A 26574-nucleotide genomic window follows, 5' to 3' on the forward strand; every position below is an offset into this window, starting at 1 on the left:
TCAGCTGGTGGCGGCAAAAGTGCCTGTCAACGAAATGGCCCGTCAGCTTGGCCGCCATCGTTCGACGATTTACCCCGAGATCAAGCGCAACACGTTTCGCCATCGTGAACTGCCGGACTACGACGGCTACTACAGCACGGTAGCTCACGATATCTCTAAGGACCGGGGACACCGGCTGAGAAAGCTGCGGCGGCACCCGAATTTACGCACGGAGATCATCAGCCAGTTGGAGGCACGCTGGTCTCCGGAGCAGATCGCCGGGCGCCTGTTGTTGGAGGGGCGCAGCCTCGTCGCATGCGTCGGCGACGTCACCTTGCAGGTTGATTTCCGAAAGCATCGTGCGGCTTTGATCCCCAACTGCGCCGTGCAAGTGCTAGCGAGTATCGAGCGGTAAAAGAACAATTGCCAGTGAGAAAGCCGAAGGGGAATGTTATCACCCGAAGGGTAGGAAGGGAGGGAAACTTCATTTCTTGACCTCTATTTCTGTTAGGTGCCGCGACGTCGCTCCAGCTTTGACGCCAGATGCCAGCTTCAACAATTGCATCAATTGTTTCGAGTTCATTGCGCGTGGCGGCATAATGGGCTGGGCGGCCGAAGCCGCCACCCTGCCCAAGTCTTCATCATGCGGCACCAGGCCGATTGATCGTCAGGAAGTGACGGACAACAGGTTTCTCGGGACCGACATGGTAGGCCAGCACCCTGCCCTGCAGGTCGGCGTCGGCGTTGGAGACCCGCTTGTGCTGGCGAAGATGTTCAGCCCAGGATTCCACCATGAACCATTCGACGATCTTTTCCGGGTCAGCAGAGTCCTCGGTGACACCCCAGCCATAGGCACCATCGCGGCGGCGTTCGTTGGAAAGATGATCGATGGCGTGCAGGAATGCGCTGCGGTGCTGCTTCTCGACCTTGTACTCGATCAGGATCAGAACCGGACCACGGTCATGGGCAACGGGTTCCGCAACAAGCGGCTCAGGCCAGTGATTGGACGGCACCATGTCGGCATCGCCTGCAGGAAGCTTCACGTGGTGCATGATGAACCCGGCCACAAGCAGTCCGGCGGCTCCGATGAGCAGGGTCGATTGGATGCCGACAGCCTCGCCGACCGCGCCCCAACCAAGGCTCCCGGCAGTCATCGCACCATTGAAGACGGTGAGGTAGACGGCGAGGCCGCGACCACGCACCCAGTTCGGAAGAACAGCCTGGGCCGCGCCGTTGAGCGTTGTCAGAGCAGTGATCCATGCCGCACCGAGGAACAGAAGAACGATGATGGCAACGATCTTCGGCGGGGCGAGTGACAGGACACCCATGACGGCAGCGGTGATCAGCGCGGCACCGAGAAGCAGGCCGTCGGAACTCAGGCGTTCGCGCAGCTTCGGCATGACCAAAGCGCCACCAATCGCGCCTGCACCGACTGCACCGAGCAGGATGCCGTAGAAGCTGGCATCACCACCCAGCAACTGCCGGGCCACGAGCGGAAGGAGCGCCCACACGGCGCTGGCGAAGGCGAAGAAGATCGCGGCGCGCAGGAGGACGACGTGGAGCGGTTTGCTCGAGCGGGTGTAGCGAAGCCCGGCCCGGAAGGCACCGAAGAAGTTCTCCTGCAGCGCGTCGTTTGCATTCTTCGCCCGTGGCCACCAGACCAGAGCTGCGATCACCACGGCGTAGCTTGCGACATCGGCGCCGTAAGTGATCCCCGCTCCAAATGCTGCGAGAAGCAGGCCGCCCGCGGCAGGCCCGATGGAGCGGGCAATGTTGATGCCGAGCGAGTTCAGCGCCACGGCGCTCTTGACATCCTCGCGCTTCACCAGTTCCGGAACGATGGCCTGCCAGGTCGGCCCCATGAGCGCCGCACCGATCCCGCCGAGGAAGGTCAGACCGATCAGCGCGCTGACCGACAGCATGCCCGTCTGGGACAGGATCATAAGCGAGATGCTGACGGATGCCAGCAGGAGCTGGACGGCGATCAGGAACTTGCGGCGATCGAGGATGTCTGTGAGAACGCCCGCAGGAATGGCAAGCAGGAAGATCGGCAGGGTTCCGGCCGCCTGGACCATGGCGACCGCGGCCGGCGATGCCGAACGATCCGTCATCAGCCAGGAGCTTGCGACGTCGCGCATGAAGCTTCCGGTATTGCCAAGGACGGTGGCGATCCAGAGAACCGCAAACACAGGCTGTGCGAGTGGCGCGAAGGTTCCGCCGGATGCTTTTGCCGCGCTCATTTGCCTGCTCCCTTTGTGAGGTCGAATGCGGCGACGAAGAGGAATGCGCCAGCGAGGCCAACATGTTCAAAGAACGCGTTGGTCGCCATCATGCGGTCCATGCCGGGAGCCATCTCCCAGAAGCGGAGGGCGATGAAGGTCGCGAGAAGTGTGAAGCCAGCCAGCGCCAGGGCGCCTGCCCAACGCAGAACGCCCGAGACCACCATGGCTGAAGCCGCCAGTTCGAACACGATGACGGCGAGTGCGAAGAAGGCGGCTGGGTGGAGACCGAAGTGGTCCATTTCGGCCAGTGCGCCGTTGAAATCGAAGATCTTGGTGAGCGGACCCTGGATGTAGGCGGCGCAGAGCGCAAGCAGCGACACGGTTCGCATGACCGGAGAGGCGACGATGCGTGCCAGACTGCTCCGGACTGGATTCGACATAGGGGATTGGTGGGTCATATCTGCTCCTGCGTTCGCCGATCTGTTCGAGCGGCTGCGTTTGATGGAGCGATATTGGCTGGTTAACATCTTACCAACAATTGCAGCAATCGTTTCGATTTAATTGCTGTTTTTGAAATTATCCGATGGGTCGCTCGGGCGGCGGCGTGGCCGCCCGAGCGCAAAGCTGAGTTTAGACCGCCCAGCAGGAGCAGCCGAGCGCGCCGAAGAATCCCTTGAGGTCGGCGATCGGAAGCTTGGATGTCCAAGCTCCAACATGGTCATGGCCATGCACGCCGCAATTGCTGGCACATCCGCATGTGGAGATCGCCGTGCGGCGCAATGAGCGAGCGCCTGCGCCTTCAGGTTCGCCCCACGCCGCGTAACCGCCGAACTTGCGTACGGGAGACCAGTCGGGCATCGCTGGCGGGATGTCGTTCTCGTCGAGCGTCTTAAAGTCGCCCGCGCCATAGACGATCTTGCCGCCGACCATGGTCAGTTCCGAGGTGAGGAACGAAATCTCGTCCTCGGAGCAGGAGAAGAAGTCCTTGTTCGGCACCACGAGGTCGGCAAACTGGCCCTTCTCGATACGGCCCTTCTTACCTTCTTCGTTCGAGAACCATGTGACCTTTTCGGTCCACATGCGCAGTGCGGTCTCGCGATCGAGGCAGTTTGCACGCGGGTAGAGCTGCATTCCGCCGACTGTCTTGCCGGTCACCATCCAGGAGAGCGAGACCCACGGATTGTACGAAGCGACGCGGGTGGCATCCGTCCCTGCCGAGACATTCACACCCTTGTCGAGCATGCGCTTAATCGGCGGCGTGGCTTCCGCCACTCCATGGCCGTAGCGCTCAACGAAATATTCGCCCTGATAGGCCATGCGGTGCTGAGTGGCGATGCCGCCGCCGAGTGCGGCGATGCGGTCGATCGAGCGATCCGAGATGGTTTCGGCATGGTCGAAGAACCAGTTCAGTCCTTCGAGCGGAATGTCCCTGTTGACCTTCTCGAACACATCGAGGGCGCGGGAGATGGTCTCGTCATAGGTGGCGTGGAGACGCCAGGGCCAGCGGTTTTCCGCCAGTACGTGGACGACCTCTTCCAGCTCGCCTTCCATTTCCGGAGCCATCTCTGGACGGGGCTGGCGGAAATCCTCGAAGTCGGCAGCCGAGAAGACCAGCATCTCACCGGCACCGTTGTGACGGAAGTAGTCGTTGCCCTGCTTGTATTTGACCGACCGCGTCCAGTTCAGGAAGTCCTGTTTCTCTTCCCTGGGCTTCTGGGTGAAGAGGTTGTAGGCCAGACGCACCGTCATCTGGTTCTCATCGGAGAGCTTCTGGATGACCGCGTAGTCGTCCGGATAGTTCTGGAAGCCCCCGCCCGCATCGATCACGCCTGTCACGCCGAGGCGGTTCAGTTCGCGCATGAAGTGACGGGTCGAGTTGACCTGGTAGTCCAGAGGAAGCTTCGGCCCCTTGGCGAGCGTCGAGTACAGAATGCCCGCATTCGGCTTCGCGAGCAGCATGCCCGTCGGGTTTCCGTTGGCATCGCGCGTGATTTCGCCGCCGGGTGGGTTCGGCGTATCGCGGGTGTAGCCGACGGCGCGCAGGGCCGCGCCATTCAGGAGTGCCCGGTCGTAGAGATGCAACAGGAAGACGGGGGTATCGGGAGCGATCGCATTGATCTCCTCGATCGTCGGCAGGCGCTTTTCGGCGAACTGATGTTCAGTGAACCCCCCGACGACGCGAACCCATTGCGGCGCGGGCGTGATCGCCACCTGGCGCTTCAGCATGTCCATCGCATCGGCGAGCGATCGAACGCCGTCCCAGCGCAGTTCCATGTTGTAGTTCAGGCCGCCGCGCACGACGTGGGTGTGGTTGTCGATCAGACCCGGCAGGACGCGCTTGCCCCTGAGGTCGACGATCTTCGTGCTGGCACCAGCCATCGCCATGATCTCGCTGTCGGATCCGACTTCGAGAAACAGGCCGTCCTTGATGGCGATCGCCGTGGCGTTCGGATTGGTCCGGTCGAGGGTCGTCACGCGGCCGTTGTGGAGGATCAGGTCGGGATGCATGGTGTCTACTCCGGTCTGGTTTGGATCGGCGGCTTTCGCGGGGGAGAAGAGGTTCGAGAACGCCAGGCTCGACGCGCCTCCAAGAAAGGATCGACGCGTCGTCATCAGCTCCGCTCCTCCGCTTTCGCCTCCGCCTGATGGGCGAGGTCGATAAGATCGCCGCCCTTAGGCAGGTGGCCGAACACGTGCGGCTTGATCTGATGGAGCCATGAAACGGCTGCTGGCTCCTTTGTCCAAAGCGACTTCGCGAGCGGGAGGATCTGCTCGCCGACCAGAATGCCGAGAAGTCCGACCAAGGCAATGACAGGCGGAGCCGGCGAACGGACGTTCAGGAGGCTGTAGACGATGCCCACAAGCAGACCTGCACCGAGAGAAAGAAGATAGATTTTCACGGGATGCCCTCCACGGTTAGAGAAAGGCCGCTCCGACGGGGTTATCGGAGCGGCCTGATCAGGCCCTTACTTGGCGGGGTTCGGGCCGATGCGCTTGCCGTGCTTGACACGTTCCTCTGCGCCGTGAACCATCGTGTAGGCGTAGTCGATGCCCATCCCGTATGCGCCGGAATGCTCCTTCACGAGGGTGGTGACAGCATCGTAGGTTTCCCTGCGAGCCCAGTCGCGCTGCCACTCGAGCAGGACCTGCTGCCAGGTGACCGGGATCACGCCTGCCTGAACCATCCGGTCCATCGCGTATTTGTGCGCGTCGGAGGACGTGCCGCCGGAAGCATCCGCGACCATGTAGATCTCATAATCTGGAACATCATGCAGGGCCGAGAGTGCGAAGGTTGTGTTGCACACTTCCGTCCACAGACCGGAGACGACGATCTTCTTGCGGCCCTCGGCGGCGTTCTTCGCCAGCGCGTCACGGACGTTCTGGTCGTCCCAGGAGTTCATCGAGGTGCGCTCGAGAATGTCGTTCTCCGGGTAGACGGCAAGTAGTTCCGGAAAGGTGTTGCCCGAGAAGGATTGCGTCTCGACCGTGGTGATCGTGGTGGGGACGTTGAAAATCTTGGCGGCCTTGGCGAGGCCGACGACATTGTTCTTCAGTACCTGGCGATCAATCGACTGGACGCCGAACGCCATCTGCGGCTGCTGGTCGATGAAGATGAGCTGGGTGTTCGCGGGGGTCAGGACTTCGAGCTTGGACATGGGTCAATTCCTCTTCGGTTGCTGTACCGCCTGTTGCGGTGTCAGAAATGGGCAGCAGCGTCGATCGGAGCGCACGGCGCTCGTTCTGCAATCCTTGAAGTGTTTGCGGATCGGTGTGGCTCCGCTCACTCGTTGTCATTGGCTGCTGAATAGAAACCTAACGCATCGGATAACCGCACGGAATTGCAATATTGATTGTGAATGAATTACGGATTTCGCAACAATTCCCACTAATTTAGGTGCCCTTCCCCGTTCGGTCACGGGAAGCGCCCGCCGCTCACCCGATGGGGCGGATTTTCGCGCGACATTGGAGGAAGGTCTTGTCAGATAGTCAGATGCGTAGAACAAAAGACAGGCAAATCTTGGCGTGCGCCAAGCGCTTCCATGCGCGTCACGCGGTTCGCCGCCAGATACCAGGCGTCGTGCCAACGACATTCGCGAACACGCGAGTAAAGTGGTTCTGATCCGAGAAGCCGCAGGAAATCGCCACTTCGGAGAGAGAGGCGTCCGTCTCAAGCAACAGCGTCCGTGCCCGGGTAATCCTCTCGCGCAGCAGCCATTGATAGGGTGTCACGCCCGTCGTTTCGCGGAATGCGTGGATGAAGTAACCGCGGGAAAGACTGCAAGCTTCCGCGAGCTCCGCGATCGAGACGTTGCCGTGAAGATTGTCGAGGATGAGCGCCTTGGCGACATTCTCCTGGGCGCGGGAGAGTTTGCGCGATCTCGATCCGCTTGAGACGGCACGCTCGCCGTATTGCTGGATGACGTGTGTTCCAATGGCTGCCGTCAGTTGATCGACAAACAGCCTGTTGGCCTTTTCCGGGTTTTCGAGCGCAGGTATCAGAGCGCGTGCCAGGTTGGCGAGAACGGGATCCGGATGGGCAGTGATAGTGTTCAGCGCCGATACTGTCGGGAGATCGGCTTCATCGGCGATCAGGGCAAGCGAGTCGGGAGAAATCTCGAGGAGAAGGAAATCGAAGGGAGCCGCGAGATCGGCCTTGTAGTCCTCTCCCAGGCTGCGGATGTAGACAGAGTCGTGGTCGAAGACATGCGTTGTCGCGTGGTGCTCATGGAAAATGCGGCGGGTATGGCCTGGAAGCGTCGAGACACCGACGGCAAATCCACGGTCGCTGGCGGGCGTGGAGACCTGCTGCAGGAAGGCGTCACGTGACCCCTTGCGCAAGACGGTGAGACCCGCGCCGCGAATTGTTTGGTTCCTGTAGAGCTTGTCGAACGGGCAGCCGAAGCTGTCGGTCGATTCGTTGCCGGGATTTTCCAAGGGAGTGGTGGATTTCCTCAGCAAACACGCTACCTTCCAGTTCGCCTAAGCTGTTTCTTTCCCCATCACCTCCCGGAAAGATCGAGGTACTTCTCTATCCTAATGTGACCGGGCGCGCCACAACGGTGGATTGAACGGAAAATTGCTAACCAGCGGCCCGGAACATCCATCCGACTTTCAGGCCCTTTTCATACGAGTTCATTGTGAGTGAAGCATCGGCGGTCGCCGACAAGATAGGCGAATGGTTCCAGGCAGGCAATGCTCGCACTCTCGTGACGAGACCTTTCCGCGATACCGAGATGACGATGGCCCACGTCGTTCGCGACTACGCCGAGCATGATCCTGCAGTCGTAATCCCGGCCGACGAGGCGTTTCTCATCGTGCTCTATCTAACCGATGTCGAGCATTCGGACATCTGGCAGGACCGACCGCCATCTCTGCTTAGGATCTATCCCGAAGGATCCATCTGTCTCGTCAACCTGGAAAATGGCGCTGCGATCGCCGTCCGCGGACATTTCGAAGCACTCGTGATCCATCTCCCACGCAAGCATCTGGCCGAGCTTGCGGAGCAGACGGGTGAGTCCCCTGTCGACGATCTGACTGTCTGTCGTGGCATCGACGATCCGACCGTGCGGGACATCGGCGCGGCACTACTTCCCCTGATTGGCGAGTATGAGGTGGACCAGTCGCTCGTCGCACATATCGCACTTGCCCTGAACGCCCACATCGCCCATTGCTATGGCCGTTCGAGTAGGACGCACTGAACGCGCCGCAATCACAGTGGTTCGCGGCGCTCGAGGTCCTCATGGCACGAAAGAGCGCGTCAGGCTGCCAGCGGCACGAGGTTGGCCTGGATCTGATCCCGGTAGTCCTCGTATCGGCTCGGGAGCTTGAGAACTTCTCCGAGATGCGCGGTGTCCTCGTCACGGTTGAACCCAGGCTCGTTGGTGGCGACCTCGAACAGGATACCGCCCGGCGTGCGGAAGTAGATGGCCCAGAAGTAGTCGCGGTCGATGACGGGTGTGACTTGATAGCCCGTGTCCATCAGCGCTTTGCGCACAGCGAGCTGCTTCTCGCGGTTGTCGACGGCAAACGCAATGTGGTGAACTGATCCCGCCCCCTGACGCGCAAAGGGCGTTTTCGGCAGGGATGCAAGATCAATCGTGTCCGCTCCGTTTCCGTTTGGAATGATGAAGCGAGTCACGTCGCCGTCCTTTTCGGCGCGCTGGTACCCCATGAAGCCGAGCAGCTCTTCCGTCGCAGCCGTATCGTGCAGGCTGAAGCGAGCGCCGGCGAAACCGCGGATGGCCGCATCGTCGGGAATTCCACCCGCCCGCCATGGCGAGCGGTTGTCGTCGGCGGTCTCGATTAGCGCAAGACCGTCGCCATCCGGGCCCATGAAGCGAAGACGGTTGGCACCGAAGACAGTATCCGTTTCCAGACCGTCGACACCTTGAGCCGCGAAGCGATCCTGCCAGAACTTCAGCGAGCCCTTTGGAACCGAGAACTGCGTCTCACCGACCTCACCCACGCCCGCACGACCAAGCATCATGTTCGGGAATGGGAAGTAGGTCATCACCGTGCCTGCGGAACCATTCTCGTCACCGTAGTACAGGTGGTAGACGCTCGGATCGTCGAAGTTGACAGTCTGCTTGACGCGCCGCAGGCCCAGCGTGTCGGTGAAGAAGCGATTGTTCTGCCGCGCGTCCGATGCCATCGAAGTCACGTGGTGAAGTCCCCTGATGTCCTGGATCATGTATGTGCCTTTCAATCAGCGCTGGTGTTCAAGTGTTGATATGAATGTACACCCGTTGATCACAGCGCGGAATTGCAATATTCATTGTGATTGAATTGCTAAATTTGAAACAATGATATGAACGACTACAAAGCCCTTCGAACTTTCCTCCTTGCCGCCGAGAAGCGGAACTTCGCGCAGGTAGCCCGCGAACTGGACATGACACCCGCAGCCGTAACGCGTGCCATCGCCGCGCTCGAGGCAGAACTCGGCGTACAGCTCTTTGTGCGCACCACGAGGCAGGTTTCTTTAACGACCGATGGCGCGATCTTTGCCGCGCAGATCCAGCCCGCGGTGAAGACGCTCGAAGACGCGCGGTGCGAGATGATGAACGCGCACAAGGCCGATGAGGGACGGCTTCGGATCAGTGCGCCAACGTGGTTCGGCAAGACCGTGCTCCCGCCGATCCTTTCAGGATTCAAGGAGCGCTATCCGAAGATGAGCTTCGAGATCTCGCTGTCCGATGGATTGGTGAACATCGTCGACGACGACTACGATCTGGCGATCCGCATCTCGTCGCAGCCTTCGGACAAGTTCACGATCTGGAGGAAGATCCGGGTGGTGACGCGCATCCTGGTCGCCGCTCCCGGAAGCAGATTCGCCGACATGCAGCACCCAAACGAACTGAAGCCCGATGACTGCCTCGCGTACAGCGGCGAAAGCCGGCGTGAGAACTGGGTGCTGTCCGACGGCGGGTCAAGCATCACGATTTCGGCAGGTCGGGCCTTCAGCGCCAACAGCGGAGAGGTTCTGGCGGACATGGCCGCCGACGGCGCGGGTGTCGCGCTGCTTCCAGGATTCAACATCGCCGATCACATCAATAGCGGTCGCCTTGTCCACGTCTTCAAGGGATGGGCGCCGCCGAACCTGTGGCTGACGCTGTTCTACCCGCCCTACCAAGCCCTCCCGCCAAGGATTGCGTCATTCTCCAAGTTCTTCGAGGATCAGGTCGCGGCAAAGATGGTCATGTTGGACTGACGCACGCACATGCCCGTCACCATGATCTGGCACACGCCTTTCAGCTTCGATCATGCTGTTGGAATGCTCTAAGCCTAGCTGCGACTATTTGCTGTAGCTGCCACAGGTTTCGATCATAGATTTTGCGATCCGCCAGATCTGAAACCGTCCGATGCAGGTACTCCGCGCAAGATCCGGCAGGTCCACATGCCTGGGCGATCAACCCTGCCGCCTCTTCGAGGGGGATCTTCTCCGTGAGCGGAGATTGCCTGCCGCTCGCCCAGAACGTGAGCGCGCGCCGCACACCCGTCGGTGTCTTGACCGCAACCCAACGCACCATATCGCACACTTCGGCATACCGAATCTCTCGCGCCAGAAGAGTACGCAGATTCTCCCTCTTGGTAGTGCACGGAAGCTTGAGGACAAGACCCGAACAGCTTCCTCCTGGCCGAAGCGCGAGCATGAGACCGGGCGCGTCGGAGGTGGCCCTGAGCCGCTCAATCCTCAACGAGAACGCACGGTGCCAGCCGTAAGCGACCGCCTCTTCGCTGGCGGCCACCTCGAAACCCGGATTCCACATCAAGGATCCGTACGCGAACACCCATATCTCCTCGTCATCAGCCTCTTCCTCAACCCTGCTGACGAGGTCGTCGAGCTGCTCGGGCGAGATCGGGTTCCAATTGGGTTCCGGTCCCTGGTCTTCGACAATTCTGATGGTCGTGGCGACGAGGTCGGGGGTGAGTTCCATGGTAGCAGGTGCGGGCGCCTTGGCAGCCGGTGTTTTTGGCATCGTGTGAACCGTTTCAACGGGTTTGCCGCCTGAGGCCCATCGTCTCCGGCGCTTCATGGAGTAGCTGCCGCCCGATCAATCAGCGGAACGGTTGATGATTGCCCGGAAAGTGATTTCGACGATCTGTTCGGGGAAAGCCAGCGCCGAAACCCCGATTAGGTTGCTGGCGCACTGAGGTACATCCGTACCGTACATTTCCTTGCGGACCTTGGATCCAGCCGCAAACGCGCTAGGAACATCAAGCACGTACAGTGTCTCTTCAATGACATCGTCGAGGGTCGCACCATATCTGGCGAGCAGAGTCTTTGCGTTGATGTAGGTCTGGCGGATCTGGCTCTCCATCTGCGAGAAGTCCGCAGGCCGCTTATCCTCATCGAGTTCCGCCGGAGCGACAAGATTGCCGTTGCCATCGTGGCTCAACTGGCCCGAGACATAGATCGTGTCCTTGACCTGCACGGCTTGAACGTATCCGAAGGCGCGCTCCCAGGCGACGCCATGGTTCTCTACTTTCTTGGACGGGTTGCTGTTCGTCATCGTAGATTCCTTTCATCGAATGATGGCGCGCCGAGTGGGCACTCGCGGTTCATGGAGGCGACGGATGCGTGGGACGCCGCACCCGCCGCCGGACCGATCAGGCCTTCACGAAGGCCAGGAGATCAGCATTCAGGACATCGGCGTTGACGGTCAGCATGCCGTGCGAGAAGCCGGGATAGGTCTTGAGCGTGCCATTCTTCAGGAGCTTGGAAGACTTCAGTGCGGAGTCTGCGATCGGCACGATCTGGTCGTCTTCGCCATGCAGGACGAGGGCTGGAACCGTGATTGCCTTCAGATCTTCCGTCTGGTCAGTTTCAGAGAACGCCTTGATGCCGTCGTAATGCGCCTTCGCGCCGCCCATCATGCCCTGGCGCCACCAATTCTGGATCACGCCTTCCTGGACTGTCGCGCCATCCCGATTGAAACCGTAGAAGGGACCAGCCGGAACATCACGGAAGAACTGCGCGCGGTTGGCGGCAAGCGCCGAGCGGAAACCGTCGAAGACTTCCATCGGCAGACCTTCAGGATTCGCTTCAGTCTTGAGCATCAGTGGAGGTACGGCGGAAACGAGAACCGCCTTGGCGACGCGGCCGGCTGGCTGGCCGTGCTTGGCGACGTAGCGAGCGACTTCACCGCCGCCGGTGGAGTGACCGATGTGGACGGCATTCTTAAGGTCGAGCGCTTCGACCACGGCGAAGGCATCCGCGGCGTAGTGATCCATATCATGGCCCTCGGAAACCTGAGCGGAACGTCCGTGACCACGGCGATCGTGCGCAACGACGCGATAACCCTTCGACAGGAAGAACAGCATCTGGGCATCCCAGTCGTCCGACGACAGCGGCCAGCCGTGGTGGAAGACGATCGGCTGCGCGTCCTTCGGACCCCAGTCCTTGTAGAATATTTCGGCGCCGTCCTTGGTGGTTAAATATGCCATTGTCTTGGTTCCTTCGGTTGAGCTGGATGCTGATGCAGCCTCGGCTGCAAGATTGAGAGACGGTGAAATCGCCATGGCTGCGACGGCGGCACCGGCGGAAACGAGTGCGCTCCTGCGCGTCATGGAAGAAAAGGTCTGCGTCATTTTCGGCTACCTGCGGCTTCTTCGTTGAGGCATCAGGCGACGCTGAGTTCGTCTGACGGGCGGATAGTGCCGCAAGCGTAGGGCGCTCACAATTGCGCCAGTTGTTTCGATTTTATTGCGGAATCTGAAATGGTGACGGTGGTCGACGGTCCCGATGGCTCCTCAACATTTCGTCACGCGACGGTCCGATCAGCCCAGTTCCTGAGTGCTCAAGGAAAACGCCCTCCCCTTCGCCAGCAGCTTTAGTGGAAGTTCCGGCTTTGGACCTTGACGGTGTCGATATGGAGGTTCGGAATAAAGATATCGCGCACTTTGCTTGCTTCGGACGGTCTTGTGGCATCTCCGCCCCCCGAGGAACTGTGAGCGAACTCGCCAACCCGTCCGCACTGCAGCTTGAATTCCGCAGCACGGGTCCCGGTAGCGACGATGGTAGCCCATCGCCCCTCTCGGCACCGGACAGGCCAGAGGTCGCCGCCGCAAAGTCTCGATAGTCCTCGGCGCCAAGGCTGTCGTGCAGATGCATCCTGAAGATGGCCTCACGCGCGCTCTGTTCCGGAAGCGAGATCTCGACGTGACGGTCAAGCCATCCTGCCCGCAGGATCGCAGCATCGACCATCTTGGGATGATTGCAGGCAGCGACGACGATAACACCCTCCCTGCCGTCGATGCTGTCGAGTTACTCTAGGAGGCCATTGATCGCCTTGATGTCGTAGGACGCATTGCTACCCTGAGCGCCATCCCTAGATCCGAAAGCGTCGACCTCGTCGATGAACAGGATCGCTGGCGCAGCATCCTTGCCTTGAAGCTCTTCTGCATGGCCTTCAGGAAGTCGTTGAGATATCCCTTCGCCTGCCACTTGGCGTACGAAGTGGCGATCAGCTTGACATGGCATGAGGCGGCGAGCGCGCGGGCGAACATTGTCTTGCCCGTCCCTGGCGGACCCGACAGCAGCATTCCCTTGTCGACGTCTTCCCAGGAGATCGTCCCCGCGCGCCAGTCGGCGAGCTCTCGCGCAAGATCGAGCCCCCACTCCTTCGCTTCGCCGTAGCCCCTCCATGTCTTCGAGGCGCACCTGCGAGAGCGCTTCGGGATCCTTGGTCTGCTTTGATGCCGAGGGTTCCTCCCGCGCCATCTTTTCAATGATTGCGAAGGCGCGCGAGATCGGCCGGCCTCGTGTCATCGCAAGCTTCAGGCGTTTCCAGTTGGATCTCGCGAGCGCCTCCGCTTGCAGATCGGTGACACCGATACCGTATGCCCACCGAACCACGCCGCGCACCAGGCGACTGTCGGGAGACGGAACGTGGACGATTGCATCGAGAGCGTGCCGGAGATCCGATGGGACGCTTCTGCCGACTTGAAGAGGATGATCGTCTTCGTGTTCTGCAGCATGTCCAACACGGAGTCGGTTGAGGATTCCGCCTTTTCGTTATCGAACGCCTTGACCTGATCCCGGAAGCGAAAATCAAGTTCCCGGTCGATCACCACGAGCGCTGCCCGCATGTAGGTGACCCTGCGATCCCAGTCGGGAACGATTAGTCCGATGGCGTAGCGAGTGGCACGCTTCAACGGTCGGATGGCGCCGCTGATGGACGCGTATGCGAGGAATTCGGGCAGCGAGAAATCGTGCCCGTCGCGAGAAATATTTTTCATTGTGTGATTCCGGATTGAAGAAGATGTCGGCTGGCGCCCGATGGCGCGTCACGTCATCCCGTATCCGGCGCACCCGCGTTTCCGGGCTGATCAGGGCTTCATCCAGATCGATCTCCAAGAATCCTTGGAGGACAAGCGAGGCCACCGTCGGCATAGGTCGCCCTTCCCTCACCCGACATGCACTCGGCGACTGTCAACGATCCCATCTCCTCTAGGCCGGCCACGAGGCGAATCGTGTCACCGAGCGGCGCTCGGTAGAGGCCGTATCGGAGAAGATCCTGCGCATTCCGGAGTCGAAAGCTGTCGGCGAATTCGATCATCGCCACGGGGCCCCATGGATTCGATCGCGCTGGATAGCCAGACCGGCGGCGATGGCTCCTCCTGGCCGACGTCGATCAGGAAGGATCCGCCCGCGACGGTCAGCACTAGGAGTCGAGCTGGTATTCGTCGTCCCCGTCACGCGGCGGCGGCGGCGCAGCTCTCCATCGAACGACATCGGGATCGAGATCGAGCAGGCATGCGAAGTCCCTCGCCTGTTGGGATCTGAATTGCGCGGCCATCGCATTTGATAGCCGCCATCGGTGTGTAGATCGTTGAAAGCGTGACCTCGCGCGGGACAGCAGCATCCCAGCGTCATTCGAGACGCTCTTCATGGCATCCCTCGAAAACGAAACGCAGAACTGGGTTCGATCCTACGAATTGAGACTCGTGGAGCTTGCCGTCATGACACCTATCGATACCACCGCCGAGCTGCGGAGCATCGCTTTGGAAACTATTCCTTTGCCTGAAAATCCTCGGACAGGCTGTTGGGGCTAACTTCGTTCACTTGGGCCTCAACCTTGAAGTTCGCCATTACCCGCAGGGTTGCAAAAGTCGCGATTGAGAGAACGATGGCAGTCTCGTAGGCGCCCAATCCCACTGCTGCACCGATCGCACCGGTTGCCCATAGGCTTGCGGCCGTTGCCGTGCCGCGAATACTAGCTTTTCCGACCAGTATCGCGCCACCGCCGATAAATCCGACCCCATTGATGATCCCTTCAACGATACGGGCGGTCGCTTCCGCATTTTCTTTGGTCACGGTTTCGGCCGCCTGAATGAATCCACAGGCTGCGATGGCGACAAGCGGGAAGGTACGCAGGCCGGCACTACGCTCGTTCCGTTCCCGATCCCATGCAATCGGTAGCGCAAGGATATAGGCAGCCAACAACGCGGTAAGGTTTCGCAGCAAGTCGCCTTGAACGCCGATATTGTCAAACCAGTCAGGCACCACTTCCTCCATGGTTGTGAACCGTGAAAGATGGGCGACGGTGGATATCCGACAAGACGTAGGTCTGCCGAAGGACGAAAGAACTCACGAGAAGAGGCCAGTATGGGTAGCCCTTGTCGGCTGTCCGGACCAAGCCGTTCCCATCCTCTCTTCGAGCAAGCGCCGCTCGATAAACTTCGAAGCAGCGTTATCTTCAATCGATGATGACATGGTCGCATCGAACCACGGAGGCTTAAGTGATCGTCGGAAGCGTTGAAAAGGCCGACGGAGCAAGGCCGCCCTCGGAGGAGAATGGGATAACATCCACCATCTCTGCCCGCACCGTTCTCATTCTCATTGGCGTAGCTGTCATCCTGCGTGTCGGCCAGGAGATCTTCGTTCCCCTCGCACTTGCACTTTTGCTCACCTTCATGCTCGCTCCGATCGTGAGTTTCTTTCGATCGCGGCGCATTCCCAAAATAGCTGCAGTGCTGCTAGCTGTCGCCTTCGCCTTCGTGTCCATCGCCGTTTTCAGTTTCGTCGTTGCCACGCAGGTTGCCAACCTCGCGCAAAACATTCCCACCTACCAACGCAACATTGTGGCGAAGGTAGACGCCCTCGCCCACACAGGATCCGACAATAGTGTGCTTCAAAAGGTCCAGAGGGCGGTTGAACGCGTCGGCGAGGAGTTGAAGTTTAATGCAGCGGAAAGTCAGAAGGAAGCCCCCGTCCCTGCAATCGACCAGCGACAGCCGCTGCCGGTGGAGATTATAGCGCGCTCAAATCCTATCGAGACGTTGGGCAACCTGATCATACCGCTCATAGGCCCATTCGCCACCGCCGGACTCGTCGTCGTCCTGGTAATCTTCATGCTGCTGGAGCGAGAGGATCTTCGGGACAGGTTCATTAGGCTCGTCGGTTTGGGTGATCTACACAAGACCACTGCAGCGCTTCAGGAGGCGGGTAAGCGCGTCGGTAAATATCTCCTCATGCAATTGGTTGTGAATACCCTTTACGCCATTCCGATCACGATCGGCCTGTGGCTGCTGGGTATCCCCAATGCGATCCTATGGGGTTTACTAACACTCGTCCTCCGGTTCGTGCCTTACATCGGCCCATTGATCGGCATGATCCTTCCGCTGTTCCTGGCACTGGCCATTGCACCAGGATGGTCGCTGGTCGCGTGGGTGGCAGGACTTTTCATCGTAACCGAATTGACGAGCAATAACATTGTTGAGCCGTGGCTCTATGGTAGTCACACCGGCTTGTCTTCGCTAGCGATCATCGTATCGGCCATCTTCTGGTCGTGGCTTTGGGGCCCAGTAGGACTGATGCTGTCCACTCCCCTCACCGTCTGCTTAATGGTTCTCGGGCGCTACGTGCCGCAATTTGATTTTCTGGACGTTCTCCTTGGGAACCAACCGGTCTTAAGAGCCCACGAGAAGCTCTATCAACGCCTTCTAGCCGGTGACCCGAACGAGGCAACCGACAATGCTGAGGAGTTTCTCATGGAGGAGTATTTAGTGGACTACTATGAGGCGGTTGCGTTGCCGGCGCTAATACTTGGCGAAGCCGACCGACAGCGTGGTGTAATGACAGAGCGGCAGATTGCACTCGTCGCCTCCACCGCCCTTACTCTCGTGGAAAATCTCGCAGAGATCGCCGACGACGAAGAAAGTGATGAGGAGTCCGAGCACACGCCGACGGACGAGATAACGGAGCTTCCTGACGGGCGAGGCAGAACTGTAGCATGTGTCGGCGGGCGCAGCGCACTCGATCGGGTCGCGGCTTCGATGCTCGCTCAGGTCCTTGCTGTCCAGGGAGCTGGCGTCGTCACCGAGCCAGATGGCGCGTCTCCCGGAGGAGTGCCCGCCCTTTCGGCGATCGAATCCGCGGACACGGCCGTCGTGGCCTTTCTGAACGGCCGCTCTAAATCACATGCCCGTCAAGTGGTTCGCCGGTTAAAACGCCTCAAACCCGGCCTCCGCGTCGGTGTGCTACTGCCGGCTGCCGATGGCGATCAGTATCCAAAGGTGGCAGCCGAAGAACTCAACGCCGACTTTGTTTCAAGTTCGATAAGCGAGGCAATTCATGAAGCCTTGTCAAGTTCGGCCGCTGTCGAATTGAAAGCAACGGTGAGGCGATTGGCGAGGCCGACCCAACGCAGATCCATTGAAGCCTAGGGTTAGAAATACGTGTCCGACTTTTGTCCTTCGTAAACCGGACATGCACCGCCGGGAACGCCCCCTGCCGCTCGCCAGCGGCATGCATTGCGATGACGAGGTTCATATAGGCGGGTGCGCGTCGCGCCGGTCGATGGACACGGAACGCGGCCACATAGCTGCGCGTTAGATGGGCAGTTCGTTGACATTCAGGAAAAGATCACAGCGTCGTTGAACAGTTATGCCGTGACCATTTTTATTTTTGGAGGCGTCGTTCTCCTAACGACGTGGCTGCCACTCGTCCTTCGGCGGATGCCACTCTCCCTTCCCATTTGCTGTATCATCATCGGCATTTCGTTGGCGTGGCTGCACCTTACGATGCTTCCCCGGACAAATCCGCTGGCAAACCTTCGCCTCACTGAGCATATGACAGAGGTGGTGGTCATCGTCGCCCTGATGGGCGCCGGCCTGAAACTCGACCGGCCAATCGGCTGGAAGCGCTGGATCATAACGTGGCGGCTCCTCGGGATTGGTATGCCTCTTTCAATTGCGGCTATTGCCGTTCTCGGGTGGTATATTCTCGGGTTGAAGCCAGCTTCGGCCCTCCTCCTGGGAGCTGCCCTCGCACCGACAGATCCGGTTCTTGCTTCGGACGTGCAGGTCGGACCGCCACAGACCGGCCAGAAAGATGAGATTCGCTTCGCTTTGACGTCAGAGGCCGGCCTGAACGATGGACTTAGCTTTCCATTCGTAATGGCGGCGATCGCACTCGCGACCAACCCCGGATCCAATTTCGAGTGGATCGGACGATGGCTGGCGATTGATGTCTTATGGAGACTTCTCGCAGGCCTCGCGGTCGGCTGGGCGATCGGTCGCATCCTAGGCTATTTCACGTTCAGGCTGCCGGTGTCGCGACGGATCGCAAAGACAGGAGACGGGCTTGCCGCGCTAGGTTTCACTTTCATATCTTATGGCGCAACCGAACTCATTCATGGCTACGGTTTCGTTGCGGTATTTGTCACCGCGCTCACGCTTCGCGCTGTTGAACGGCACAGCGACTATCATTCGGAATTGCACGATTTCGGAGAGCAGATCGAACGCCTATTGATGATGCTCCTCCTCGTATTCTTTGGCGCGGCACTGGCAGAAGGCACGTTGTTCCTTCTGGTCGACCGGTGGGTTGTCCTCGTTGCCGTGCTGGTTCTCGCAATTGCTCGACCTTTTGCTGGGTGGATAAGCCTGCTTGGATGCCGACATCCTCAAGCCGAGAAGATTATCATTTCCGTGTTCGGTATCCGCGGACTGGGATCCATATATTATCTGGCCTATGCGTCGGGTATTGCAAGATTCGAGGGCATCGAGACGGTGTGGGCAACTGTCTTTCTTATTATCCTGATGTCGATCGTGGTACACGGAATCACCGTCACGCCAGTTATGCGATGGATCGATCGGCGTCGCGGCGTAGACCCCCTGAAACCCATGGCTGCATCTGTTGAAAATGGCTTATGACCCAGTCGCTGCGCTTGGACTTGCGAAACAGCTGCGAAAGACGTCAGAATCAAGACCCCACCCCTAGGAGTATCTTCTTCAACTCTGGATTCTTAACGCGCCGCGCCGCCTCCTCAGGCTTCATCCACGCTACGTTTCGCTCGGTCATCTCCGGAAATTGCTTCTTCCGGCGGCGGACCTTCAGAAGGTAAACATCCACGACCGGCTCAACCTCAAGACCGTTACAAAGAATTTTGGAATATCGAAACCGTCCGAAGAGCTTTCTGCTTACCTTTCCAATGACACCGGCCTCCTCCCAGGCCTCACGCTCTGCGACCTTATGAGGCCTCAGCCCGCGGATGGGCCAACCCTTTGGTATCATCCAACGCTTAGTCTCTCTTGTGGTAATGAGAAGGACCTCGGGCCCATCTGACATAGTACGTAGGCAAAGCGCTCCGAATTGTCTGACCGGCTCGGCCCGTACATAACCTTTCGATTTATCGCTCTTTATATTCATTTTCTGGCTCGATTCTGGATCGCCCCTAACCCAACGGACCGCACCGCGTTCCAGCCAAAATTCGATCGGTGTGGCCCTTATTTGCCCACACGTTAATCTGATGCTTGTGCCCACGCGACCTAACCATTGATTTTAAATGGCAATGCCCTGGCTTCCTCACGCCGGATCTAGTTTTGTCGCTCGCCATGCCCAATAACGAACGATCCCGTTGCAGAGCTGGCCGGACGATCTCTAGGAATAACGTTCCCTTTAACTTTCAACAAGCTAAACCCGGACGTTAACAACGCTCGACCTTTATGTGAGCGCCAATCCGATCTCCTCCCTGCCTGTCACGGCAGCGTTTTGGTTCACGCGTGCAGGCAACTTTTTGGCGAGGAATGACGCCATACGGGGTGAGAGCGACATCGCTCCGCCGGCGGGCGGGATTAGGTCGCTAATGTACTTCAAAATTCCAAAGTCTTTGGTCCTCCGGGTTGACACTGGGTCCGAACCAATCGTTCGGCTCATGCGTTCCCTCTCATGCTTCTGACGCCGATAACGACCGGCGTGCCCAGTCTTGCCACATCTAAAGTCCGAGGAACTTGAACGGCGCGGACTCCTTGAAGTCCTTCGTCGCGTCTCCGGCGTAGGTGTGATCCTGGTTCTCGCCCAGATCGAGCTTCATCACCTTACCGCTGTCCTTGGAGAAGTCGATTGCCTTGAGATCGACCCAAAACGTATTGGGCGTCAGCGCTGACTCGAAGAAGTAGAGCATACGCTTGTGATCTACGACCGTCCGCCAGCGTGTCGAGGAGATGTTCGGCTCTTCCGGCGTGTTCAAGCCGTAAGGCACGGAAGCGTTTCGAATGACGCTGAAGACGCTCGCCAAGGCCCTGTTCGGATCTTCGTCCTTAGGAATGGCATTCACGTAGAAGGACGCACGCGCGAACCGGTCGGAGGCGCGGTTTGTGCCCGGCAGCATGACCGTCCCGCCGATCTGCTTCCAATAGGAATTCAGGGCGAGTTGCTCGTCAAAGATCGGCGAGTTCGTCATCACCTGATATTTTCGGTCATGGTGGATGACCTGCCTACCGTTGATGTACTCCACGATCGCACTGTCGCCAGTCTTGTCGGACATCGAAAGGTGCAGCGTCGTCAGGCGGTTCTCGCCCGGGACGTTGTCTGTGACAACGGTGAAGGGCTCCTTTTCAAGCGCTGCCACCGCCTCGTCCACGGACGCAAAGTTGTCGAGCACATATTGCCCCCACGCCGCGATCGTCAGGCCCGGTTTGCTGTCCTTGTCGAACTTCGGATACTCGGACTCCACGAGCCACAGCAGATTGACATTGAGGCCCGCCTCGTTGACCCCATCGGTCGTGGATACGTCGTATCCGGTGGCAACCACGCTGCCATATTTCGCTGTCCACTTGATGGAGTTCGGACCAGCCTCGCCGTTGCGGTCGATGCCACGCGGCAGCACCCAAAGGTTCGTGGCGACATCGCTCTTCCAGTCCATCGACCGGGCAGTGATGATGTTTCCATCCGGGCCGAGATAGACCAGGCGCGTGCATGCCTGAGCCGCTGTCTGCCCGAGGACCATCATCGATCCGACGGCGAGCGCAACAAGTGAACGAGCCAGAGGGTTGGTGCCGAAGATCATCCGCTACTCCATCCGTTGTTTGAACTGAACTAGAAGCGCATCGAGAAGCCGACGACAGGACCGTGTTGGCTGACATCCCAGCGAAACTTGTTTGCGCCGGTGAAATCGTCGTTTTCGTAGTCCTGATACAACAAGCGATAGCCGGCCCTGAGGATCGTCGGCTTGCCGAACATCTCCATTCGGTAACCGAGATAGGCCTGCGCATTGACGCTGACCTTCGATCCGACATCGAAACCGCCGATGTCAGCCTCGGCAAACAGATTCCAGCGCTCGGTGAGATCCGCATTCATCCGAAGGCCGATAAATGGATCGGTCCACTCGGCGCTCTTCGTGGTACTGGTGCCGAAAGCGGAAACATCTGCCTTCAGCTCCGTCCAACGAACCCCGGCGGTTGGCTCGAAGGCGATCGTTCGAGGTTTTCCAAAGACTGTCTGCCCACCCAGATCAATCTCGTAGGCCTTGAAGAATGCGCCTGCCGAGAGTGTCGTGGTCTTGATATCAAGCCCGATCTCGTGCGCGAAAGCCTCTTCATCCTGACTTGTCTGAACGTGCTGCCCATCGAAATAGACGCCCCATTTTCCGTTCGTAACCTCGACATTTCCCATCAGGACGAAATCGAGGTGATCGAAAATCTCGGAGAATGGCACGTCCACATCCGTGTCGAAGCCGGCGAGCGATCCACTGCCATTCAGCGAGGCGGCCCAGGCATATGGGCTGACGATGACTGCCCATTCCCTCTCCGGCTCCATGCGCTCAGCATCGAAGTCAGCAGCCCTGCTCGGTGAAAACGCTATCAACGACATGCAAAACACGAGGCCGAACAAACTCATCGGCACGCAAGGCGAGAATCGAAGCATTCCTGGCCTCCGCTACGGGACGCCTCGCACCTTACTATCTGAAAGCGCAAATTCAAGGGACGCACGAGGAGCAGACGCAGACAAGAGGGTCCCGAACATCGTCCGGGAGTCTTCTTCCTCCCGGGGTTCCGCCGTCCAGACCGCCCGCGACATTCGTCCGGCACTGGTTCCGCCAACGGGGATCGGGCCTGCTGGCGATATCATCGAAGGTGGAACTGTGCTGCGCCGGACGCAGTCCTGGAATGTTCGTTCGCCGTTAGTAATTTCGACTGTGAACTCGCTTGACAGTTGAGCTGTCCGAAACAATCTTGGAAATAGAGAACGCTGATTTAGAATCACCTAACGCGCTGCTAGGCGGTCGTACTGCTGCGGCAATTTGGCAGTCCTATTCGAACGGAAACATAACCGAGTTCCTTGAAACTAATCACTGCGGCAGTCGTCACGAAGAGTTCGCAACTCCGCCGCACAGGTACCTCGATTGCATGTCTCGTCGGAGTCGCAGGAATGGCTGGTCAGAAACAGTGGCATACCCCCAATAGCTGCGTGAATGGCATCGGTGAGCGAAGGGGACCAAGTTTAGTTTCGCTGCCAGTCGCGTTGTTGGGACTTGCCGCCATAGTGGGAGCAATTTTTCCGGACCTTGCCGAAGCGGCGTGTTTCAACGTTACTCGCGGAATATCAATTACCGGTTCCACCGCAGCGGATGGTCAGCCGACCGCTGGTGAGACGGTTAGCTGTGACGCGAATGCGCCCAATCCATTCCCTTTCGGCGTTGTCGCGACCACCGGCCAGAGTAATATCAACGTAACGAATGGCACGGGATCGGTGATTACCGCGCCTGGCAGCGGCATTCTACTCAATGACTCTGCAACCATTGTCAACGACGGTGCAGTTATCACGACTTCGCTGAATGGTTTCGGGCTATCGAAGCAGTTCTTCGGAACGATCACCAACAACGGTACGGTGGAGACCTCCGGACAGACGGCGCACGGTATCCGCTCCCTAGGTGGCTTCGGGGTTGTCACCAACACCGGCACGGTTTCAGTCAGCGGATTGAACGCCTACGGCATTTTGGCTGGCGTCAACGAGACCGTCGTTAATTCTGGTCTGATTTCCGCGTCCGGCGACGGCGGCAATGGCATCTTCATGCTCGGCGGCACGCAGGTGACGAATACCGAGACCGGAGTTATCACCAGCACCCTGGCCACCGGCATTCAAGGTTCCGGCAGCAATTTCACCGTTCGCAATGCGGGCGTCATCTTGGGCGGCAACGGCACGGCGATCAATCTTCCTGGTGGGACCAACCTCATCGAAGTGACGGGCGGCGCGATTACCGGCGATGTCGTAACCGGCGCCGGCGTTGATACGCTGAACTGGAGCGGCGGCGGCACGATTGCCGGTGCAATCCGTTTGAATGACGGCAACGACGTCGCCAATCTGGAGAATTTGCAACCGGCCATATTGCAGCCCACGACGCTAACCGATGGTGGACTCGGCACCGATACGCTGACGCTCACCAACGTGCAGACCTCGGAGCCCGAACGCTTCGTCAACTGGGAAAGTATTGATCTGCGGGCGAGCACGCAACTAACCATGGGCGGAGACCTGACGCTAGGCGATTTGGCCACTCAAACCGGCACACTGACGATCGACCATACCAGTACGCTGACCGCGAGTGGAGGAAGTTATTCGATTGCACCGAGTGTGTCCGGGGCAGCAGTCGATGTGGACAATTCCGGTATGATCGATCTGGCTGCTGCAAGCAGTTCAGTTGGCGACCGCCTGACCATTCTCGGCAACTATACGGGCTTGGACGGCGAACTTCGTCTCAACACAACGCTGGGCGACGACAGCTCGCCGACCGACATGCTGTTGGTCACTGGCAATACGGCCGGCCGTACGCTGGTGGACGTCGTCAACGTCAACGGTGGAGGCGCTCTCACCAGTGACGGCATCAAGATAATCAGTGTGGACGGCTTTTCGGATGGCACGTTTGCTCTTCTTGGCGACTACGAATTTGAGGGGCAACCCGCCGTCGTCGGGGGAGCTTATGCCTATAGACTCTATAAAGGCGGTGCTTCGACGCCCAACGATGGCGACTGGTATCTCCGCTCGGTATTAAACCCGTCCGATCCGGACATAGAGCAGGAGATACCGCTCTACCAAGCCGGCGTTCCCGTTTACGAGGCCTATCCGCAATTGCTTCTTGGATTGAACGGTCTTCCGACCCTCGAGCAGCGCGTCGGCAATCGTTACTGGAGTCACGCAGGCAATGTCGTTCCTCCGCGGGAGGGCGCGCCGCAGGAACCCAACATTTTCATCGAGGACAGCGGGATCTGGGGCCGCGTCGAAGGCGCGCATAGCAGGTTTTCCCCGCGCTTTTCCACCTCCGGCGCGGATTATGACATCAACAGCTTTCGCTTTCAGGCCGGGCTCGACGGGCTTTTCATCGAGAATGACAATGGCAGGCTGATCGGCGCACTGACGGCGCACTACCTTCATGGCAAGGCCAAGACGGACTCCATCTACGGCGATGGCGAAATATCGACGGACGGCTATGGTATTGGCGGCACGCTGACTTGGTACGGCGAAAATGGCTTGTATGTCGATGGCCAGGCACAGGGAACTTGGTATGACAGCGATCTGAACTCCACACTCGCCAACCTGGGGCTGACCAACGGCAACAACGGTTTCGGCTTCGCGCTTTCCCTTGAAGGCGGTCAGCATCTAGTGCTGGACCAGCAATTATCAGTGACCCCGCAGGCGCAACTCGTCTATTCGAATGTCGATTTCGACAGTTTCCACGACACCTTTGAAGCGCGAGTGGGTCTTGACCAAGGCAATAGTCTGCAAGGGCGAATTGGCGTAAGCATCGACCGCCAGAACGCATGGCAGAATGACAAAGGTATGATCGACCGATCCTATGTCTACGGCATCGCCAATCTTTACTACGAGTTTCTGGACGGCACCAAAGTCGAGGTTTCCGATATGAGCTTTGCGAGCCGGAATGACCGCTTCTGGGGTGGTATCGGTCTGGGGGCTAGCTACAACTGGGACAGCGACAGATACTCGCTCTACGGCGAGGCCTCGATCAATACCAGCCTAGCCAACCTCAGTGACAGCTACGCCTATAAGGGAACGGTGGGTTTTCGTGTGCGGTGGTAAGTGGAAGGAAAGCAATCAGCAATATCGAGAATATAATTCCCGATATTAGAACTATAGTCGACGAAATTTGCAAAGTGGCAAGCTAGTCTAGGCTAGGGTGATCAGGCGGTCAGCCTCGAGTATGCGATGCGGTCGGTCGGATAGACGAGAACCGACATGCCGTCCTGAAGGTCAAGTCGACAGCCGACGACGAGCCTGATCCCCGTCGCCCGGGAGGCCTCGAGCACACGGAGGATCCCGGCCAGCGAATTCCGGTCCACGACACCGATGGCATCGATGCCAAGCTCTTTGGCGGTCTGGAAAAGCTCGTCGGCCGACGACGCGCCCCGGAGGAAGCTGAAGTGGGTAGTGACCTGCAGCTCGGCGCATCTCATGCGAAGATTCCGTGCATGAACCACCTATGCGATCCCGTTTCCGCATCCACGCCATCGCCGGAGCGGAATATCCAAAGCCGCTCGCCCGCATCATCCTCGACGACAAAATAATCCCTGACCGCCTCGTACTCCGAACAGCGCTGCCACCACTCCCCGAATATTTGCTCGGGACCGTCCGCCTTCTGCCCGCTGGAGGGCCTGGCAAGACCGCATCGATCCGAAGCGGCTCGTCTTTATCGACGAGACGTGGATCCGCACCAACATGGCGCCGTTACGCGGGTGGGGGCCGAGGGGCAAGAGATTGCGCGGCTTTGCCCCGCACGGCCGCTGACGCACCCTGACCTTCCTTGGCGCCCTCCGCTGCGACAAGCTCACTGCGCCCTGCGTCTTTGACGGTCCCATCAACGGCGAATGCTTCCTCGCCTATGTCCGCCAGCAGTTGATCCCAACCCTCAAGCCCGGCGACATCGTCATCCTCGACAATCTCGGCTCACACAAAGCCAAGGCCATCCGCGATGCCATCAGGGCGGTTGGCGCCAGACTGTGGTTCCTGCCAAAATATTCCCCCGACCTGAATCCCATCGAGCAGGCCTTCGCCAAGATCAAGCACTGGATGCGCCAGGCCCAAAAGCGAACCATCGAGGAAACCTGGCGGCATCTGGGCCTACTCGCCGACACCATCAAGCCAGAGAATGCGCCAACGATTTCTCAAATGCCGGCTATGCTTCCGTCAAAACATGAAACGCTCTATCGCAGATCGGAGATCATCGATGCTCCCATCAAGGTGAAGAAGGGTCGTCAAAAGTAATTTCCACCGCCATCTTCGGATCATTCAAGCCCGCTTCGGCGGGCTTTTTTGTTGCCGAAATTCTCCGGATCACAGCTATCACGGATTCTCAGAATCAGCGCTATCGCGAATAAACGACAATATTCGGGAAAGCAGGACCCGCATAGAGCTTATACAATTGTTTTCATTGTCGATTCAAAAATGCGACCGGTTCGCAGGTCGTGTCCCGCCGAATGGTGTAGGTCGACGGTAGCGAAGCCGCTCGTGAGCGCGTTCTCAATCGCGCCGTAGCGAGCGAGCGGCGAAGCGGCGGTCATCGAAGTTCTCCGGTAAAGTCGGGTTGCTCACACCAACCTGATTGGAAGGAACCACCGATGACCGATGTCATGATGAACCTGC

The 26574-nt window shown here is 58.9% G+C and carries 22 protein-coding genes and 4 pseudogenes; 8 read left to right on the top strand and 18 right to left on the bottom strand.

Annotated elements, in window-relative coordinates:
- Positions 1–4: 4 nt before the first annotated feature.
- A pseudogene (locus FHT77_RS29915) lies at positions 5–292 on the top strand (helix-turn-helix domain-containing protein); the annotation flags it as partial.
- 328 nt (positions 293–620) lie between these two features.
- Here FHT77_RS29915 and FHT77_RS29920 read toward each other — a convergent pair.
- The 6 genes from FHT77_RS29920 to FHT77_RS29945 all read right to left on the bottom strand — a co-directional run bounded on the left by FHT77_RS29920 (position 621) and on the right by FHT77_RS29945 (position 7136).
- Positions 621–2219 (bottom strand): MFS transporter, encoded by a 1599-nt coding sequence (locus FHT77_RS29920; protein WP_183759105.1) that lies wholly within the window; start codon positions 2217–2219, stop codon positions 621–623.
- Complete coding sequence (locus tag FHT77_RS29925; RefSeq protein ID WP_183759106.1) at positions 2216–2659, bottom strand: DoxX family protein; 444 nt, start codon at positions 2657–2659, stop codon at positions 2216–2218. Before FHT77_RS29925 ends, FHT77_RS29920 begins: the two co-directional genes overlap by 4 nt.
- Positions 2660–2831: 172 nt before the next feature.
- The gene (locus FHT77_RS29930; RefSeq protein WP_183759107.1) at positions 2832–4814 is read right to left on the bottom strand and encodes an amidohydrolase; all 1983 of its coding nucleotides are present in this window, start codon (positions 4812–4814) and stop codon (positions 2832–2834) included.
- Positions 4814–5101, bottom strand: coding sequence for a XapX domain-containing protein (locus FHT77_RS29935; RefSeq protein ID WP_183759108.1), 288 nt, complete (start codon positions 5099–5101; stop codon positions 4814–4816). Before FHT77_RS29935 ends, FHT77_RS29930 begins: the two co-directional genes overlap by 1 nt.
- 66 nt (positions 5102–5167) lie before the next feature.
- Complete coding sequence (locus FHT77_RS29940; RefSeq protein WP_183759109.1) at positions 5168–5857, bottom strand: hydrolase; 690 nt, start codon at positions 5855–5857, stop codon at positions 5168–5170.
- A 391-nt stretch (positions 5858–6248) separates the two neighbouring features.
- On the bottom strand, positions 6249–7136 hold the full coding sequence (locus tag FHT77_RS29945) for a helix-turn-helix domain-containing protein (RefSeq protein ID WP_246720230.1): 888 nt from the start codon (positions 7134–7136) through the stop codon (positions 6249–6251).
- A 203-nt stretch (positions 7137–7339) separates the two neighbouring features.
- On the opposite strand from FHT77_RS29945, the gene FHT77_RS29950 reads away from it, so the two are divergent.
- Complete coding sequence (locus tag FHT77_RS29950) at positions 7340–7900, top strand: hypothetical protein (protein ID WP_183759110.1); 561 nt, start codon at positions 7340–7342, stop codon at positions 7898–7900.
- Positions 7901–7959: 59 nt separating this feature from the next.
- Here FHT77_RS29950 and FHT77_RS29955 read toward each other — a convergent pair whose 3' ends face one another.
- Positions 7960–8892 (bottom strand): VOC family protein, encoded by a 933-nt coding sequence (locus FHT77_RS29955; RefSeq protein WP_183759111.1) that lies wholly within the window; start codon positions 8890–8892, stop codon positions 7960–7962.
- A gap of 117 nt (positions 8893–9009) precedes the next feature.
- Between FHT77_RS29955 and FHT77_RS29960 the strand changes: the two genes are divergently transcribed.
- Positions 9010–9909 (top strand): LysR family transcriptional regulator, encoded by a 900-nt coding sequence (locus FHT77_RS29960; protein ID WP_183759112.1) that lies wholly within the window; start codon positions 9010–9012, stop codon positions 9907–9909.
- A 40-nt stretch (positions 9910–9949) separates the two neighbouring features.
- Here FHT77_RS29960 and FHT77_RS29965 read toward each other — a convergent pair whose 3' ends face one another.
- The 3 genes from FHT77_RS29965 to FHT77_RS29975 form a co-directional block, all read right to left on the bottom strand.
- Complete coding sequence (locus FHT77_RS29965) at positions 9950–10678, bottom strand: gamma-glutamylcyclotransferase (RefSeq protein ID WP_183759113.1); 729 nt, start codon at positions 10676–10678, stop codon at positions 9950–9952.
- Between the two features lie 75 nt (positions 10679–10753).
- Complete coding sequence (locus FHT77_RS29970) at positions 10754–11212, bottom strand: RidA family protein (RefSeq protein WP_183759114.1); 459 nt, start codon at positions 11210–11212, stop codon at positions 10754–10756.
- 97 nt (positions 11213–11309) lie between these two features.
- Positions 11310–12146: an alpha/beta fold hydrolase gene (locus tag FHT77_RS29975; RefSeq protein ID WP_183759115.1), complete on the bottom strand. Its 837-nt coding sequence runs from the start codon at positions 12144–12146 to the stop codon at positions 11310–11312.
- A gap of 661 nt (positions 12147–12807) precedes the next feature.
- Between FHT77_RS29975 and FHT77_RS29980 the strand changes: the two genes are divergently transcribed.
- Positions 12808–12975 carry a hypothetical protein gene (locus tag FHT77_RS29980; protein ID WP_183759116.1) on the top strand — a complete coding sequence of 56 codons (168 nt, stop codon included), beginning with the start codon at positions 12808–12810 and terminating at the stop codon, positions 12973–12975.
- On the opposite strand, the gene FHT77_RS29985 is transcribed toward FHT77_RS29980, so the two are convergent.
- The 3 genes from FHT77_RS29985 to FHT77_RS29995 form a co-directional block, all read right to left on the bottom strand.
- Complete coding sequence (locus FHT77_RS29985) at positions 12972–13244, bottom strand: AAA family ATPase (RefSeq protein ID WP_183759117.1); 273 nt, start codon at positions 13242–13244, stop codon at positions 12972–12974. The genes FHT77_RS29980 and FHT77_RS29985 overlap by 4 nt on opposite strands.
- Positions 13245–13478: 234 nt before the next feature.
- On the bottom strand, positions 13479–13940 hold the full coding sequence (locus FHT77_RS29990) for a hypothetical protein (RefSeq protein WP_183759118.1): 462 nt from the start codon (positions 13938–13940) through the stop codon (positions 13479–13481).
- Between the two features lie 772 nt (positions 13941–14712).
- Positions 14713–15207 (bottom strand): MgtC/SapB family protein, encoded by a 495-nt coding sequence (locus FHT77_RS29995; protein ID WP_312859794.1) that lies wholly within the window; start codon positions 15205–15207, stop codon positions 14713–14715.
- 296 nt (positions 15208–15503) lie between these two features.
- Between FHT77_RS29995 and FHT77_RS30000 the strand changes: the two genes are divergently transcribed.
- Together FHT77_RS30000 and FHT77_RS30005 are read left to right on the top strand one after the other, a co-directional pair.
- Entirely contained in the window at positions 15504–17369 is a 1866-nt protein-coding gene (locus FHT77_RS30000) for an AI-2E family transporter (protein WP_409527476.1), read from the top strand.
- A gap of 210 nt (positions 17370–17579) precedes the next feature.
- Complete coding sequence (locus FHT77_RS30005; RefSeq protein ID WP_183759121.1) at positions 17580–18857, top strand: cation:proton antiporter; 1278 nt, start codon at positions 17580–17582, stop codon at positions 18855–18857.
- A gap of 49 nt (positions 18858–18906) precedes the next feature.
- Here the strand turns inward: FHT77_RS30005 and FHT77_RS30010 are convergent, their stop codons facing one another.
- The 3 genes from FHT77_RS30010 to FHT77_RS30020 form a co-directional block, all read right to left on the bottom strand.
- Positions 18907–19353 (bottom strand): NUDIX hydrolase, encoded by a 447-nt coding sequence (locus FHT77_RS30010; protein ID WP_183759122.1) that lies wholly within the window; start codon positions 19351–19353, stop codon positions 18907–18909.
- A gap of 565 nt (positions 19354–19918) precedes the next feature.
- Complete coding sequence (locus FHT77_RS30015) at positions 19919–20935, bottom strand: linear amide C-N hydrolase (protein WP_409527477.1); 1017 nt, start codon at positions 20933–20935, stop codon at positions 19919–19921.
- An 86-nt stretch (positions 20936–21021) separates the two neighbouring features.
- Positions 21022–21849, bottom strand: a complete 828-nt coding sequence (locus FHT77_RS30020) for a hypothetical protein (RefSeq protein WP_246720231.1) — start codon at positions 21847–21849, stop codon at positions 21022–21024.
- A gap of 504 nt (positions 21850–22353) precedes the next feature.
- Here FHT77_RS30020 and FHT77_RS30025 point away from each other — a divergent pair.
- Positions 22354–25014, top strand: coding sequence for an autotransporter outer membrane beta-barrel domain-containing protein (locus tag FHT77_RS30025; protein WP_183759124.1), 2661 nt, complete (start codon positions 22354–22356; stop codon positions 25012–25014).
- 107 nt (positions 25015–25121) lie between these two features.
- Here the strand turns inward: FHT77_RS30025 and FHT77_RS30030 are convergent.
- Positions 25122–25388 (bottom strand): annotated as a pseudogene (locus FHT77_RS30030) (PHP domain-containing protein); the annotation flags it as partial.
- A pseudogene (locus FHT77_RS31820) lies at positions 25385–25573 on the bottom strand (DNA polymerase Y family protein); the annotation flags it as partial. The pseudogenes FHT77_RS30030 and FHT77_RS31820, both read right to left, overlap by 4 nt.
- Between FHT77_RS31820 and FHT77_RS30035 the strand changes: the two are divergent.
- Positions 25573–26129 (top strand): annotated as a pseudogene (locus FHT77_RS30035) (IS630 family transposase); the annotation flags it as partial. The pseudogenes FHT77_RS31820 and FHT77_RS30035 sit on opposite strands and share 1 nt — an antisense overlap.
- Positions 26130–26574 lie beyond the last annotated feature (445 nt).

Origin of the sequence: Rhizobium sp. BK181, assembly GCF_014193305.1 — a bacterium.
GTDB lineage: Bacteria > Pseudomonadota > Alphaproteobacteria > Rhizobiales > Rhizobiaceae > Rhizobium.

Coding starts and splice junctions, on each gene's coding strand:
- FHT77_RS29920 (WP_183759105.1), bottom strand. CDS start 2,219: ATGAGCGCGGCAAAAGCATCCGGCGGAACCTTCGCGCCACTCGCACAG.
- FHT77_RS29925 (WP_183759106.1), bottom strand. CDS start 2,659: ATGACCCACCAATCCCCTATGTCGAATCCAGTCCGGAGCAGTCTGGCA.
- FHT77_RS29930 (WP_183759107.1), bottom strand. CDS start 4,814: ATGACGACGCGTCGATCCTTTCTTGGAGGCGCGTCGAGCCTGGCGTTC.
- FHT77_RS29940 (WP_183759109.1), bottom strand. CDS start 5,857: ATGTCCAAGCTCGAAGTCCTGACCCCCGCGAACACCCAGCTCATCTTC.
- FHT77_RS29955 (WP_183759111.1), bottom strand. CDS start 8,892: ATGATCCAGGACATCAGGGGACTTCACCACGTGACTTCGATGGCATCG.
- FHT77_RS29960 (WP_183759112.1), top strand. CDS start 9,010: ATGAACGACTACAAAGCCCTTCGAACTTTCCTCCTTGCCGCCGAGAAG.
- FHT77_RS29965 (WP_183759113.1), bottom strand. CDS start 10,678: ATGCCAAAAACACCGGCTGCCAAGGCGCCCGCACCTGCTACCATGGAA.
- FHT77_RS29970 (WP_183759114.1), bottom strand. CDS start 11,212: ATGACGAACAGCAACCCGTCCAAGAAAGTAGAGAACCATGGCGTCGCC.
- FHT77_RS29975 (WP_183759115.1), bottom strand. CDS start 12,146: ATGGCATATTTAACCACCAAGGACGGCGCCGAAATATTCTACAAGGAC.
- FHT77_RS29980 (WP_183759116.1), top strand. CDS start 12,808: ATGCATCCTGAAGATGGCCTCACGCGCGCTCTGTTCCGGAAGCGAGAT.
- FHT77_RS29985 (WP_183759117.1), bottom strand. CDS start 13,244: ATGCTGCTGTCGGGTCCGCCAGGGACGGGCAAGACAATGTTCGCCCGC.
- FHT77_RS29990 (WP_183759118.1), bottom strand. CDS start 13,940: ATGAAAAATATTTCTCGCGACGGGCACGATTTCTCGCTGCCCGAATTC.
- FHT77_RS30010 (WP_183759122.1), bottom strand. CDS start 19,353: ATGAATATAAAGAGCGATAAATCGAAAGGTTATGTACGGGCCGAGCCG.
- FHT77_RS30015 (WP_409527477.1), bottom strand. CDS start 20,935: ATGATGGTCCTCGGGCAGACAGCGGCTCAGGCATGCACGCGCCTGGTC.
- FHT77_RS30020 (WP_246720231.1), bottom strand. CDS start 21,849: ATGCTTCGATTCTCGCCTTGCGTGCCGATGAGTTTGTTCGGCCTCGTG.
- FHT77_RS30025 (WP_183759124.1), top strand. CDS start 22,354: ATGGCTGGTCAGAAACAGTGGCATACCCCCAATAGCTGCGTGAATGGC.